At 72.2% G+C, this 14,014-nt stretch carries 9 protein-coding genes; 7 read left to right on the top strand and 2 right to left on the bottom strand.

Going from position 1 to position 14,014, the window contains the following annotated elements:
- Positions 1-57: 57 nt before the first annotated feature.
- Genes AB0B33_RS00385 through manA form a run of 3 tightly spaced genes read left to right on the top strand, consistent with a single transcriptional unit; the run spans position 58 to position 2,621 of the window.
- A complete protein-coding gene (locus tag AB0B33_RS00385) occupies positions 58-270 on the top strand; it encodes a Trm112 family protein (protein ID WP_360764981.1) in 213 nt (70 codons plus the stop codon).
- Positions 254-1,348 (top strand): hypothetical protein, encoded by a 1,095-nt coding sequence (locus AB0B33_RS00390; RefSeq protein ID WP_360764983.1) that lies wholly within the window; start codon positions 254-256, stop codon positions 1,346-1,348. The genes AB0B33_RS00385 and AB0B33_RS00390 overlap by 17 nt, the downstream gene beginning before the upstream one ends.
- 43 nt (positions 1,349-1,391) lie before the next feature.
- Positions 1,392-2,621 (top strand): mannose-6-phosphate isomerase, class I, encoded by a 1,230-nt coding sequence (manA, locus tag AB0B33_RS00395; RefSeq protein ID WP_360766176.1) that lies wholly within the window; start codon positions 1,392-1,394, stop codon positions 2,619-2,621.
- An 803-nt stretch (positions 2,622-3,424) separates the two neighbouring features.
- Here the strand turns inward: manA and AB0B33_RS00400 are convergent.
- On the bottom strand, positions 3,425-6,355 hold the full coding sequence (locus tag AB0B33_RS00400) for a BTAD domain-containing putative transcriptional regulator (RefSeq protein ID WP_360764986.1): 2,931 nt from the start codon (positions 6,353-6,355) through the stop codon (positions 3,425-3,427).
- 213 nt (positions 6,356-6,568) lie between these two features.
- Between AB0B33_RS00400 and AB0B33_RS00405 the strand changes: the two genes are divergently transcribed.
- From AB0B33_RS00405 to AB0B33_RS00415, 3 genes are all read left to right on the top strand, one after another.
- On the top strand, positions 6,569-7,486 hold the full coding sequence (locus tag AB0B33_RS00405; RefSeq protein WP_360764988.1) for a cation diffusion facilitator family transporter: 918 nt from the start codon (positions 6,569-6,571) through the stop codon (positions 7,484-7,486).
- A 99-nt stretch (positions 7,487-7,585) separates the two neighbouring features.
- Positions 7,586-9,115 (top strand): amino acid permease, encoded by a 1,530-nt coding sequence (locus AB0B33_RS00410; RefSeq protein WP_247018815.1) that lies wholly within the window; start codon positions 7,586-7,588, stop codon positions 9,113-9,115.
- Positions 9,116-9,389: 274 nt separating this feature from the next.
- Positions 9,390-10,058, top strand: a complete 669-nt coding sequence (locus AB0B33_RS00415) for an LPXTG cell wall anchor domain-containing protein (protein ID WP_360764991.1) — start codon at positions 9,390-9,392, stop codon at positions 10,056-10,058.
- 59 nt (positions 10,059-10,117) lie between these two features.
- Here the strand turns inward: AB0B33_RS00415 and AB0B33_RS00420 are convergent, their stop codons facing one another.
- Entirely contained in the window at positions 10,118-12,373 is a 2,256-nt protein-coding gene (locus AB0B33_RS00420; protein WP_360766178.1) for a hypothetical protein, read from the bottom strand.
- Positions 12,374-12,465: 92 nt separating this feature from the next.
- Here AB0B33_RS00420 and ahcY point away from each other — a divergent pair, with 92 nt between their 5' ends.
- A complete protein-coding gene (gene ahcY / locus AB0B33_RS00425; RefSeq protein ID WP_247018819.1) occupies positions 12,466-13,938 on the top strand; it encodes an adenosylhomocysteinase in 1,473 nt (490 codons plus the stop codon).
- The last annotated feature ends 76 nt before the right edge of the window (positions 13,939-14,014 follow it).

Consider the following 14,014-nt stretch of genomic DNA (forward strand, 5'->3'; position numbering starts at 1 on the left):
CCGAACTGTGTCCTGAAGTGCTCTTCACCACAGTGCCCCGCGTGGTATGGAGGAACCATGGCCATCACGCTCGACGCCCAGCTCCTCGAGATCTTGGCGTGCCCGTCGCCGGATCACGCCCCGTTGCGCCCCGGCGCACCGGACGATCCCGAGGCCGACGCGCTGACGTGCACCGAATGCGGCCGGGTGTACCCGGTGCGTGACGGGATTCCGGTGCTGCTCCTCGACGAGGCCACCACGCCCGGGAACCCCGATGTCGACAGTGCTTGACGACTCGCTGCTCGACGACCCGGGGCGGCTGGCGGAGGCCGACAGTTCGGGGCTGCTCCGGGCCGCCGCGATGGCCGGCGCCCAAGTGCGCGCGACCACCGAGATGGCGGCCGAGCTGGAGCTCGCCGAACGGCTCGACCGGGGCCGCCCGCGCGCGCTCGTGCTGATCGACCGGCCCGGCGTGAGCCGCACGCTCACCAGGCTGCTCGCTGCGCTGCTGACGCCGTCGTGCCCGGTGCCGGTGGTCGTCGCCGAGGTGGTGCCGAACTGGATCGGCGCGCTCGACGTCGTGTTCGCGCACACCGACGACCCCGGCGACCGCGAGCTCGCGGCGTCGCTGGAGCGCGCCGCGCGTTACGGCGCTTCGGTGGTGCTTTCCGCGCCGGCCGAAGGTCCGGTGGCGGCCGCTGTCGCGGGCAAGGGCGTGCTGCTGGCGCCGCGCATCCCGGTGCCCCCGGAGCTGGCGTTCCCGCGTGGCCTGGCCGCCGGCCTGCTCACCGCGAACGCGCTGGGGCTGCTGGTCTCCGACGTCCAGACGCTGGCCGACCAGCTCGACCTGGAAGCCGAAAAGGACTACCTGGCCCGGGAGTCGTTCGCGAACCCGGCCAAGGCGCTCGCCCTGCGCGTCGCCGACCGCGTCCCCCTGCTGTGGGGGCTGGACCCGGTGGCGGTCGCCGTCGGGGAGCACGCTGCGCACGCGTTCGCCGCACACGCGGCCACGGTGTGTGACGTTGAAGACTATCGGCAGGCTCTTGCGCGTCCCGCGTTGCGGCGGGCGGCACAATCGGACGGCCGGGAGCGTGACATCTTCGCCGATCCGGACGATTCCTCTGGTGAAATCCAGACTCGGGTACTGCTTCTCTCGGTGCGCACCGGTCCGGCCACGGACGCGGCGCGCTACCAAGTCGAGGATCTGCTCCCGGGCGCGGACGTCATCGCGCCGGCCGAGGAGATCGAGGCCGACGAAATCGTGCGGGCCGCGGTGCTGGCACTGCGGTTCGAACTGGCGGCGGTCTATCTCGGGCTGGCGGCGGGCAGGATCGGCGGCGCGGGCCGCTTCGCCCCCGCGACGGCGTGAGACCGGCCCGGGCCGGTGCCGAAGGAGTGGAGTTGAGGTGACAGTGGAGCTGCTGCGCAACGCGGTGCGGCCCTACGCCTGGGGATCGCGGACGGCGATCCCCGAGCTGCTGGGCCGTCCGGTCCCCGCGCCGCACCCCGAGGCCGAGCTGTGGATGGGTGCCCACCCGGGCGACCCGTCGCACGTGATCGGCCCGGACGGCACCGAGCGGAGCCTGCTGGAGCTGGTGGACGCCGACCCGGTGACGCAGCTCGGCGAGAAGTGCGCAAAGAGGTGGGGCGGGCGGCTCCCGTTCCTGTTGAAGATCCTCGCGGCGGAGGAACCGCTGTCGATGCAGGCGCACCCGTCGGCGGCGCAGGCCGCGGAGGGGCACGCCCGCGAGGAGAAGCTGGGCATCGCGCGCGACGCCGCGAACCGCAACTACCCGGACCCGACGGCGAAGCCGGAGCTGGTCTGCGCGCTGACGGAGTTCCACGCGCTGGCCGGGTTCCGCGCCCCGGACCGCACGGTGAAGCTGCTCAAGGCGATCGAGACGCCGGGGCTGGCGAAGTACACCGGGCTGCTCGAGGCGCAGCCGGACCCGTCGGGCCTGCGGGCGCTGTTCACGACGTGGATCACCTTGCCGCAGCGGACGCTCGACTCGCTGCTGCCGGAGGTGCTGGACGCCTGCGTCCGGCACGTCCAGGAGCACGGCGAGTTCGCGGTCGAGTGCCGGACCATCCTGGAACTCGGCGAGACGCACCCGCGCGACGCCGGCGTGCTGGCGGCGTTGCTGCTCAACCGGCTGACGCTGCGCGCGGGCGAGGCGATCTACCTGCCGGCCGGCAACCTGCACCTGTACCTGCACGGAACGGCCGTGGAGATCCTGGCGAACTCGGACAACATCCTCCGGTGTGGTCTGACGCCGAAGCACGTGGACGTCCCTGAGCTGCTGCGGGTGGTCGACTTCGCGTGCGGCGAGATGCCGGTCCAGTGCGGAGACGGTGGCGGCCGCCTGTCGGTGTACCGCACGGACGCACCCGAGTTCGAGCTGTCGCGCGTCGAGTGGGCCGAGGGTCAGGACGACGAGATTTCGGTCGACAGCGTCGGTCCGCAGATCCTGTTGTGCACGGCCGGTGACCTGTTGGTGACGGCGGACGACGGCGAGAAGGTGGAGCTGCGCCGCGGCCAGTCGGTCTGGCTCCCGGCGGCGGATCCCCCGGTGCGGATCCGCCCGCTGGACGGCGCGCGTGCGCAGATGTTCCGGGCGACTGCCGGGACTTGCGAGGACTGACGTTCAGGTGTTTTCGGCGGGGGCCTCTTCGGGGGCCTCCGCCGTTTTTGTGTGCGTTCCGTGTGGTGGCGTCGGCCAGTATCTGACTCAACGGGGGGACCCTGGTGCGCTGGCGCGCGCTGCCGGTCCGCTGGGGGTGGCGCCGGTCGGTTCCCGCCCGGCGCCCGTGGGCTGAAGGTGGTGCCGCGAGGGGGCGGCATCACCTGCCCAGGGGTTTCGCGCAGCCGGGCCGGGGAGGACCCGGAGGCGCGATCACAAGGGGCGGCGGGGATCACCGGTGCTGCGGTGCTGCCGGGGGGCGAGCACTGGAGGGGGCGGGCCGGTCGTGGGGGGGCGAGCAACGGTGGGCTGGCGCGGTCGGTGGGGGCCGTGGGCTGGGCGAGCACTGGCTGGGCGGGGCCAGGCAGGGTGGGACTGTGCGCTCGCGATGGGCGAGCAGCGGCTGGTGCCGGCGGGGCGCGGGGGCGAGCGATAGCGGGCTGGCGCGGTCGGTGGGGGCCGTGGGCTGGGCGAGCACTGGCTGACCGGCGGCGGTGGGGTGTAGCCGCTGGCTGGGCGAGCCGACTGGGTGGGGAGCCGGGCCGCGGCAGGCAGCTGGTGGGCCACGGCCGTTGAGGTGGGCGAGCGTCGGCCGGGTGGGGAGCCCGGCGGGCCTGCTGCGGTTCAGGTCGGGCGAACAGGTGGGCGGTTCGAGCGAAATCGGCCGACTGGGCGCTTGGGGGCGAGCATTAGCCGGGGCGGATGAGCAGCGGCTGCGGCCAGGGGCGGCGAAGGAGCCAGCGGCTCGCGCCAGGCCGTCAGGCTCACACCCGGTCGGTCAGAGCCAGCAGTGCTCGCCTCAGTGCTGCCGCGCTGGCGTCGCGGGGGTCGGTGTACTGCGCCACCTCCGCGGCCGCCTCCGCTGCTCCCTCCCCGTCGCCCAGCGCTTCGCACGCCCTCTCCAGCACCAGCCACGTCAGGCCCGTCGCCGATCTTCCGCCCATCTCGCGGAACTCTGTCAGGCACTGCCGTAGCACCGGGATCGCCTGCGCCGCACGGCCTTCGCCGATCCAGCCTGCCGCCAAGGCACGGGTGCACGACAGCTCGCGGGGGCGCTCGTCCAGTTCCCTGGCCAGCTCGCGAGCCTCTCCGAACGCCGCCATCGCGCGTTCGCGGTCGCCCGTTGCCGCGGAGATCGCGCCCAGGGTGCGCAGCGACTTCGCCAGCTCCGAACGGGCCGGGGTCCGGCGGAGGTGGTCCACCGACTCCGCGATCGCCGTTGCCGCTTGGGGGTCGGCGCCGTTCAGGAGGGAGGACCACGCGAAGCCGTGCAGGGCCATGCCGATCTGGCGGGCGTCGCCCGTTTCGCGTGCTGCCGTCAGGGCGATGTGGTCGACCTCCTGTGCCTCCGCCACCCGGCCGAGGCGCAGCAGGGCCGCCGATTCCGCCGAGCGGACGCGGATCGGCTCCGGGTGACCGTCCACAGTGAACAGTTCGCGGGCCTGGGCCGCCGTCTCCAACGCCTCTTCGGCGTGGCCCAGACCGATCAGGCAGTGCGCCAGGTTCGCCGTCACCCATGCGTGGGTGCGGTGATCGCCGCGCACCTCCAGCTCCTTCGCGCACTGGCGGTACGCGGCCGCGGCCTCTTCGTACTGGCCGCGTTCGTGATGCAGCAGCGCGAGGTTCGCCTCGGCGAGCAGCGTGACCGCCGGGTCGTCCGTCGCCGCCAGGACCGTTTCGTACGCCGCGCGCATCTCCGCGTATTGGCCGTGCAGGTACAAGTAGACGCTCAGCTTGTCCAGCAACCGCACCGCATCCGGGGCCGGCAGCCAGCCGATCAGCAGGACGAGGTTCGCGCGCTCGGCGGCGAACCAGTCGTCCGGGCGGGCCAGCAACCGCGTCACCAGCTCGTCGGGCAACGGCTGGGGAAGCGGTGCGGCGGCCGGCGGTGGCATCGGCACCGTGCGCGGCAAGCGGGCCGCCGCCGCGTCGGCCAGTGCGAGCGTTGCCGACAGCACCGTCCGGAGGCCGCCGGTGTCTTCGGCGAGCTCCGCCGCGTACAGCCGGACGAGGTCGTGCATCCGGTAGCGGCCCTCGCCGGCCGGGTCCGCGCCGCGTGCCTCCAGCAGGCTCGCCTCGACGAGCTCTTCGACGGCTTCGTCGGCGTCCGGGGCGCCGACCAACGTCGTCACGGCCCAGGCCGGGAGGTCGGCGAGGCGGCAGCGGCCGAGCAAGCGGAACGCGCGTTGCGCAGGCGGCCGCAGGCCTTCGTAGCTCAGCGCGATGCTGCTGCGGACGGCCAGATCGCTCACGGTCAGCTCGTCGAGCCTGCGGACCTCGTCTTCGAGGCGCCCGGCCAGCTCGCCGAGCCGCAGGTGCGGGCGGATGGCCAGCCGGCTGCCGGCGATCCGCAGCGCCAGCGGCAGCCGCGCGCACGCCGCGATGATCCGCTCGGCGTCGGCCCGCTCGCGGACGACCCGCGCGCCGGCGAGCCGGTTCAGCAGCTCGGCGGCGTCGGCGCCGGACAGCGGGCCGAGCGGCAGCCGGTGCGCCCCGGCGAGCCCGCTCAACCGGCGCCGGCTCGTCACCAGGACCGCGCAGCCCGGCGTCCCCGGCAGCAGCGCGCGGACGTCGCCGGGGTCGGCGGCGTCGTCGAGCACCACCAGCACCCGCCGGTCGGTGAGCCGGCCGCGGAACACCGCCGCGCGCGCCCGGACGTCGTCCGGTACCGCCGGGCCGGGCACGCCGAGCGCGCGCAGGAGGTCGGCCAGGACCTCGCCGATGTCGCGGCCGGCGAGCGGGACGTACAGCTGCCCGTCCGGGAAGCGCGCCCGCAGCCTGTGCGCGGCCCGCACGGCCAGGGTGCTCTTGCCCGCGCCCGGCTCGCCGCTGAGCACGGCGACGGGGACGCCGCGGTCTTCGCCCAGCACCCCGGTCAGTTCGGCGAGCTCGGCTTCGCGGCCGGTGAAGTCCCCGATGTCCGGCGGCAGCTGGCACACCGGCCAGACCGGCGGCGGCAACCGCGGCACGGGGTCTTCGCCGCGCAGGACGGCCGCGTGCACCCGGCGGGCCTCCGCGCCCGGTTCGACGCCGAGCTCCTCGATCAGGGTGGTCCGCAGCCGCTGGTAGACCTCGAGCGCGTCGCCCTGGCGCCCGGCCCGGTGCAGCGCGATCATCAGCTGCGCGGCGAGCCGTTCGCGCAGCGGGTGTTCGGTGATCATGGCCTGCAGCTCGCCGGTGAGTTCGCCGTGGCGCCCGGCGGTGAGCTCGGCGTCGGCGCAGTCTTCGAAGACGGCGAGCCGCTCGGACTCCAGCCGCGCGACGTCGGCGTCGAGCCGCGGCACGTGCAGCCCGGCCAGCACCGGCCCCCGCCACTGCGCGAGTGCCCGCCGGTAGTGCCCCGCCGCGGTGACGGCGTCGCCTGCCCGCTTCCCTTCCGCGACGGCGGACCGGAAGACGAGCAGGTCGAGCTCCTCCGGCTCGACGCGCAGCCGGTAGCCGAGCGGGCCGTGCTCGATCCGGAGGCCGCCGATCCGCTCGCGCAGCCGGGAGAGGTAGGTGTGCAGGTTCGAGGTGTGCGACTTCGGCGGGCCGCCGGGCCACAGCGCTTCGACCAGCACGTCGACGTGGACGTGCTGGTTGGCGTTGAGGAGCAGCACGGCCAGCAGGGTGCGCTGCCGCTCGCCGCGCAGCGCGACCCAGTGCCCGGGCGCCCCTTCGACGGCGAGCGGCCCGAGCACGCCGAAGTGAGCCATGTCCACCCTCCCGGTACCGGAACGGCCACCGTAGCGAAGGGGTCCGACAGAAACGGGCGGCCGCGGGAGGGCGGTGGGTGCGGCCGGGTCGAAGTGCCGAACGAACCGTCGCCCGAGCCGAACCCGCGCCCGAAGGCACGGGCGGTGGGGACCCGGCCGGACCGCGCCCATTACGCTCCACCCGGACATTCAGGACCTACCAGGGGAGCGGTCGTGTCAGCTGGAGGCGGAACCAAGGCGATCATCGCGGCCCTCGGGGCGAACGCCGGGATCGCGGTCGCGAAGTTCGCCGGCTTCCTCGTCACCGGGTCGTCGTCGATGCTGGCCGAGTCGGTGCACTCGCTGGCCGACACCACGAACCAGGGGCTGCTGCTGCTCGGGCAGAAGACGTCCAAGCGGGAAGCGGACCAGGAGCACCCGTTCGGCTACGGCCGCGACCGGTACTTCTACTCCTTCATCGTCGCCCTGATGCTCTTCACCCTGGGCTCCGCCTTCGCGATCTACGAGGGCATCCACAAGATCGGCCACCCCGAGCCGCTCGAATCGCCGATCGTCGCGGTGATCATCCTGCTCGTCGCGATCTGCCTCGAGGGCTACAGCTTCTACACCGCCATCGGCGAGTCGAAGAAGATCAAGGGCGACGCGAGCTGGTGGGGCTTCATCCGCCAGGCCAAGGAACCCGAGCTGCCGGTCGTGCTGCTGGAGGACGCCGGTGCGCTGCTCGGTCTCGTCCTCGCGCTGGCCGGCGTCGGGCTGTCCGTGGTGACCGGCAACCCCGTCTGGGACGGCGTCGGCACCCTCGGCATCGGCGCGCTGCTCGGGGTCATCGCGATCATCCTGATCATCGAGATGAAGAGCCTGCTCATCGGCGAAGGCGCCACCGCGCCGGTGCTCGCGGTCATCGTCGACGAGCTCGCCGCCGGGAAGGTCGAGCGCGTCATCCACATCCGCACCCAGTACCTGGGCCCGGACGAGCTGCTCGTCGCGGCCAAGCTCGCGATGGTGCCGGGGCTCGACACCGCCGAGCTGGCGATGGCCATCGACGACGCCGAGGCCCGCGTCCGCGCCAAGGTGCCCGTCGCGAAGCTGATCTACCTCGAGCCGGACCTCGACCGCAGCCTGGCGAAGTAGTTCCAAGATCCACTCCCCGGCGCTCGGCGAGCCGTCACGGACGTGACCCGTTAGGGTGACGTACCGCGATACACGCAGTTCAGCCGCAGGAGGTCAACGGTGCCCGGAACGGGATTGTGGCGCACTAAATCGATCGAACAGTCCATTTCGGACACTGACGAGCCGGACACCAAGCTCCGGCGGAACCTCAGTGCCTGGGACCTGACGGTGTTCGGCGTCGCCGTCGTCATCGGCGCCGGCATCTTCACACTGACCGCGCGCACCGCCGGTGACTACGCCGGCCCGTCGGTCTCGCTGGCGTTCGTGTTCGCGGCGATCGCCTGCGCGCTGGCCGCGCTCTGCTACGCGGAATTCGCCTCGACCGTGCCGGTCGCGGGCAGCGCGTACACGTTCTCCTACGCCACGTTCGGCGAGTTCATGGCGTGGATCATCGGCTGGGACCTGATCCTCGAACTCGCCGTCGGCGCCGCCGCGGTCGCCAAGGGCTGGTCGGTCTACCTCGAGACGGTGCTCGGCTACCTCTTCGGCAAGGGCAGCAAGACGACGTTCGACATCGGGAGCGTGACCGTCGACTGGGGCGCGCTGCTCGTCGTCGTGGTCCTGACGACGCTGCTGGCGCTGGGCACGAAGCTGTCTTCGCGGGTGTCGATGGTGATCACCGGCATCAAGGTCGCCGTCGTGCTGTTCGTGATCATCCTCGGCATCTTCTACATCAAGGGCGCCAACTACACGCCCTACATCCCGCCGGGTGAGACCGGCGGGGCCGGCCAGACCGGCGTCGACCAGTCGCTCTTCTCGCTGATCGCGGGCGGCGCGAGCAGCTCGTTCGGCGTCTTCGGCCTGCTCGCCGGCGCCTCGCTGGTGTTCTTCGCGTTCATCGGCTTCGACATCGTCGCGACCACCGCCGAGGAGACCAAGAACCCGCAGAAGGCCGTGCCGCGCGGGATCATGGGCTCGCTGGCCATCGTCACCGTGCTGTACGTCGCCGTGTCGCTGGTGGTCGTCGGCATGACGAACTACAAGAAGCTCGCCACCGACGCCGGCGACGGCAGCCACAAGACGCTCGCCACGGCGTTCTCCGACAACGGCGTCGACTGGGCCGCCAACATCATCTCCTTCGGCGCGCTGGCCGGCCTGACCACCGTCGTCATGGTGCTCATGCTGGGCCAGGTCCGGATCATCTTCGCGATGTCGCGCGACGGCCTGATGCCGCGCCGGCTGGCGAAGACCGGCGAGCACGGGACGCCGAAGGGCGCGACGCTGATCGTCGGCGGCCTGGTCGCGCTCGCGGCCGGCTTCTTCCCGGCGGACAAGCTCGAAGAGATGGTCAACGTCGGCACCCTGTTCGCCTTCGTGCTCGTCTCGGCGGGCGTGCTCATCCTGCGCCGGACGCGCCCGGACCTGCCCCGCGCGTTCAAGGTGCCGCTGGTGCCAGTCATCCCGATCCTGGCGATCCTGGCCTGCCTGTGGCTGATGCTGAACCTGACCGTGCTGACCTGGCTGCGGTTCGTCGCCTGGATGGTGCTGGGCGTGGTCATCTACTTCGCCTACAGCCGCCGGCATTCGCTGCTCGGCAAGCGGCAGGCCGACGGCGGCACCGGCGACCCCGTCAAGGAACTCGACGCCTGATCCGCACGAGAAGGCCCCGTCGACCGGATTGCCCAGGTCGGCGGGGCTTTCGCGTGCGCATGGTACGGAACGGCCGGTCACGAACGAGTTAAAAGGATCTTGCTCTGCGCGCCCAAAGGGGGACCCCACGTAAAGGGTCAAGTGACGTGCGATACCTTTCGTTCCTCCGCGTGCCACTGACGGGTGAATTACAGCAGTGTGGTTACACGCTCAGTGGTGCCGCGACCACAGATTTCGCAAGTGCTGTCCTCCCCGCCGGTACAGGAGTTCCCCTATGCGCAGACGTACCTTCCGCGGCGCCGTTGCGGTCATGGCGCTGACCACCGCTGCCCTCATCGGCACCGCCGGCTCCGCGCTGGCCTGCCACAGCGACGACAACCGCCCGCACCCCACGCCGGGCAAGGCGACGCCGTGCGCCGAGGGCACCGACCTCAGCCAGAGCGACGTCGACTTCAAGATCGTCAAGAACCGCCTCAACATCTCGAAGGTCAACGAGGGCGTGACGGTCAAGCGCATCGTCGTCATCGGTGGCGACGACGGCTTCAACGACTACACCCCGGGTGCCCGCGGCCTCGACAAGGCCGCGCCGTGGAACGACCTGCGCGCGCCGTTCAGCCGCAACGGCCGTCAGGCCGACATCGAGAAGTGGTACCTGTGCGGCACGAAGACCGAGAAGCCGACTGAGACCACCACGGCGCCGACGCGGCCGACCAAGCCGACCGAGACCACGAAGCCGAGCGCCCCGGCGTCCTCGGAGACGGTCGCGCCGACCAGCACCACCGCTCCGGCCGCCGTCCCGGCGGGCAACGAGTCGGGCACCGGTGGCGGCCTGGCCAACACCGGTTTCGACAACAGCTGGCTGATCTGGATCGCGGCCTTGCTGCTGGTCGCCGGTGGCGGTCTGCTCGCGCTGCTGAAGTTCCGCCGCAAGGCTTCCGAGTAAGCCTCAGCGAAGTGCCGTGAAGGCCACTTTCGGGAACTACGAGTTCCCGAAAGTGGCCTTCACGGCTTTCCGGGGAAGTCGCCGAAGAGCAAGCCCTGTTCGCCGCCGGAAGGTTTGCCGAGGCCGGCGGCCATCGCCACGGCGTGGTCCCACTCCGCGTCCACCACGTAGTCCTGGTGCCGGAGCACCCCCGGCGCCCAGCGGTGCCGCCCGGTCGGGCCGCGCAGCGGGTCCGGCAGCCAGTGGTCGCCGCCGAGGATGAGGACGCCGTTCTCGTCGGCCTTCGCCTTCAGCGGCCCGATGCCGCCTTCGGGCTGGTAGCCGACGCCGAAGAGCTGCCGGTCGGAGACCTCGTGCCGCCAGGTCGTCACGCCGCCGCCGAAGATGTCGGTGCCGCGGCAGAGGGCGCGCCAGCGGCCGTCCAGGTCGGCGAACAGCGTCTCGAGCGACTCCTGCGGCAGCAGCGCCGGGAACGCGCGCTGGTAGCCCCACTGCAGCGGGGACCCGGCGGTCAGCACGCCGACGCGTTCGAGGTCCGCCGCCGGCAGCTCGGCCGCGAGCCGGGCGGCCGCCATGACCGTGAGCAGGCTGCCGAGGTTGTAACCGGAGAGCACCACCCGCGTCCCCGGTTCGGCGAGGTGCTCGCGCGCCCGCGCGGCCAGTTCCGGGACGACCTTCAGCGCGTAGCACGGCGGGACCGTCGGGTGCGCCGCCCGCGGCCAGAAGCAGACGAGGTCGGCCAGCGCCCCGAGGTGCCGGCTGCGCTGCGGGGTGCGCGCGGCCGTGTAGACCACGCGCAGCAGGCCCGCGGCCAGCGCGCCGAGCGCGACCACGCCGATCGCGGACAACGGCTTGAACCAGCCGGGGACCAGCCCGAACCCGAAGCGCAGCACCAGCAGCGCCGCGCCGCCCGCGGACATCGCCGACGCCACCGCGAGGGCCAGGTGGTGCAGGTGCCGCCGTTCCCACGCCGAGCGCGCCCACGCCGCCGCGGCCTGGGCTTCCTGGCGCTCGTCGTGCTCCATCAGCTCGACGATCTCCGGGACGCCGCGCCGCAGCCGGCGCAGCGGGACGGCGACCGCGAAGCCCAGCAGGGCGAGCACCGCGGCCAGCGCCAGCCCGGCGCCCCACAGCACCGTGACCAGCAGGTACGTGTCAGGAACCTGCAGCAGTTCCGCGCCGGACAGCCGCCGGAGCGCTTCGGCGAGGCCGGCGCCGAACCCGCCGCCGAGCAACCCGGCCAGCGCGAGCACCGGCGCGGCCGCCCAGCCGCCCAGCCACGGCCGCAGCCGGCGTGGCTTGTGCCGCCAGCTCGGCCGGGCCAGCAGCGCGGCCGGCACCAGGACCAGCGCGAACAGCACCGCGACCGCGACCAGCGCCGCGCCGAGGCCTTCGACGACGCCGTTCGTGCCCGGCAGCGGGCCGGTCCCGGGGCGCAGGCGCACCGCGGCCACGACGACCAGCAGGCTCGCGAAGGCGAGCACGCCGGGCCGGGCGAACCGGCCGGTGTCGACGCCGATCGCGGCCGCGACGACGACCGCGAGCACCACGGCCAGCGTGACGATCCAGACGACCAGGCCGAAGGTGTCGCCCGGCACCCGGAACGGCCCGCCCAGCAGCAGCAACGCGACCGAGGCCAGCGCCGCGACGGTGTGCAGGCAGCGCAGCGCCGGCGTCTCCGGGTCGGCGCGCATCCGCAGCGGGCCGCCGGTGAGGTCGCCGTCGGCGTGCACCGCCCACGTCGCCGACGAGATCCGGTGCAGCACGAAGATCACGGCCAGCAGCGGCACGACGCCGAGCGCGATCCGCGCGGGCACCGTGCGGATCACGTCGGGGACCACCGGCAGGCAGCCCGAGCCGGGCGCGAGGCACTGGGTGGCGAACAGGTCGAGCGCGATCGCCGCGAGCTGGCCCATCAGCAGCATGGTCAGCAGCAGGGCGCCGACGCGCAGCAGGCCGCGGCACACGGCGCCGACGGCGCCCGGGAACCGGCGGTCCGGCAGCGGCGGCAGCATCCAGAAAGCGACGTTCGCCAGCGAGAACGGGAACAGCAGCGCCCAGGTGGCCTTGGCGGCGCCCCCGGAGGTCATGCCGTGCCACAGGTAGCCTTCGAGGGTCCGCGGGATCGTCCGGCCGAGTGCCGGCAGCACGGGCCCGGGCGCGGGCCGCCGCAGCCGGTCGGCCGGGCGGATCACCCGGCCCAGTCCGTCGCCGGCGACGTCGACGGTCGCGACCGCGTCGAGCAGCGTTTCCCCGCTGGTGCCCACGAGGCCGGCGACGCGGATTTCGACGACACGGGTGTCCGGGCCGGGCATCGGCACGGTAAGGGTCTCCTAACCGCTCTAGGGAAGGTCGAGCGGACAACGGTAGTGTTCCGGTGTCATCGAGTCTTGGAGGAATCGCCACTATGCCCCCCGAAAGCGTTGCGAAGCGGCACGAGACCCGCAACGGAATCGAATTCGCCGTCGCCGACCTCGCCGCCGCCGAGTTCGGCCGCAAGGAGATCCGCCTCGCCGAGCACGAGATGCCCGGACTGATGGCGCTGCGCCGCGAATACGCGGAGGTCTACCCGCTGCGCGGGGCGCGCGTGTCGGGCTCGCTGCACATGACCGTGCAGACCGCGGTGCTGATCGAGACGCTGGTGGCGCTGGGCGCGGAGGTGCGCTGGGCTTCCTGCAACATCTTCTCGACGCAGGACCACGCGGCCGCCGCGATCGTCGTCGGCCCGCACGGCACGCCCGAGGAGCCCAAGGGCGTCCCGGTCTTCGCGTGGAAGGGCGAGTCGCTCGAGGAGTACTGGTGGTGCACCGAGCGCATGCTCACCTGGGACGGCGAGGGTCCGAACATGATCCTCGACGACGGCGGTGACGCCACGATGCTCGTCCACAAGGGCACCGAGTTCGAGAAGTCCGGCGTCGTCCCGACCCCGGACGAGAACACCTCGGACGAGTTCCGCGTGTTCCTCGAGCTACTGCGCGCGTCGGTCGCGGCCGACACGGGCAAGTGGACGAAGATCGGCGAGGGCATCCGCGGCGTCACCGAGGAGACCACCACCGGCGTCCTGCGGCTCTACCAGCTCGCGGCGGCCGGCGAGCTGCTGTTCCCGGCGATCAACGTCAACGACGCCGTGACGAAGTCGAAGTTCGACAACCGCTACGGCATCCGCCACTCGCTGATCGACGGCATCAACCGCGGCACCGACGTCCTGATCGGCGGCAAGGTCGCGGTCGTGTGCGGCTACGGCGACGTCGGCAAGGGCGCGGCGGAGTCCCTCCGCGGCCAGGGCGCCCGCGTGGTCGTCACCGAGATCGACCCGATCTGCGCCCTGCAGGCGGCGATGGACGGCTACCAGGTCCGCACGCTGGAGAACGCGCTGCCCGAGGCCGACATCGTCATCACGACGACCGGCAACAAGGACGTCGTGCTGGTCGAGCACATGGCGAAGATGAAGCACCAGGCGATCCTGGGCAACATCGGCCACTTCGACAACGAGCTCGACATGGCGGGCCTGCAGCGGTACCCGGGCATCCGCCGGATCAACATCAAGCCGCAGGTCGACGAGTGGATCTTCCCGAACGGCAACACGATCATCGTGCTGTCCGAGGGCCGGCTGCTGAACCTGGGCAATGCCACCGGGCACCCGTCGTTCGTGATGTCGAACAGCTTCTCCAACCAGGTGATCGCGCAGATCGAGCTGTTCACCAAGCACGAGGAGTACGACAACGAGGTGTTCCGCCTCCCGAAGAAACTCGACGAGAAGGTCGCGAAGATCCACCTCGACGCGCTGGGCGGTGAGCTGACGAAGCTCACGAAGGAGCAGGCCGAGTACATCGACGTGGACGTCGAAGGCCCGTTCAAGCCGGAGCACTACCGGTACTGAGTTTTCCGCGTTTTGGCTGGTGAGGGCCGCCCCGAAAGTGTTCGGGGCGGCCCTTTGTTCTGCGTTGTGAACAGTG

Source organism: Amycolatopsis sp. NPDC049159, from assembly GCF_040648295.1.
Taxonomy (GTDB): domain Bacteria; phylum Actinomycetota; class Actinomycetes; order Mycobacteriales; family Pseudonocardiaceae; genus Amycolatopsis; species Amycolatopsis pretoriensis_A.

Excerpts from the sequence above, each read along its gene's own strand:
- AB0B33_RS00390 (WP_360764983.1), top strand. The coding sequence starts at position 254 with ATGTCGACAGTGCTTGACGACTCGCTGCTCGACGACCCGGGGCGGCTG.
- ahcY (WP_247018819.1), top strand. The coding sequence starts at position 12,466 with ATGCCCCCCGAAAGCGTTGCGAAGCGGCACGAGACCCGCAACGGAATC.
- AB0B33_RS00385 (WP_360764981.1), top strand. The coding sequence starts at position 58 with ATGGCCATCACGCTCGACGCCCAGCTCCTCGAGATCTTGGCGTGCCCG.
- AB0B33_RS00400 (WP_360764986.1), bottom strand. The coding sequence starts at position 6,355 with ATGGCTCACTTCGGCGTGCTCGGGCCGCTCGCCGTCGAAGGGGCGCCC.
- AB0B33_RS00420 (WP_360766178.1), bottom strand. The coding sequence starts at position 12,373 with ATGCCCGGCCCGGACACCCGTGTCGTCGAAATCCGCGTCGCCGGCCTC.
- AB0B33_RS00415 (WP_360764991.1), top strand. The coding sequence starts at position 9,390 with ATGCGCAGACGTACCTTCCGCGGCGCCGTTGCGGTCATGGCGCTGACC.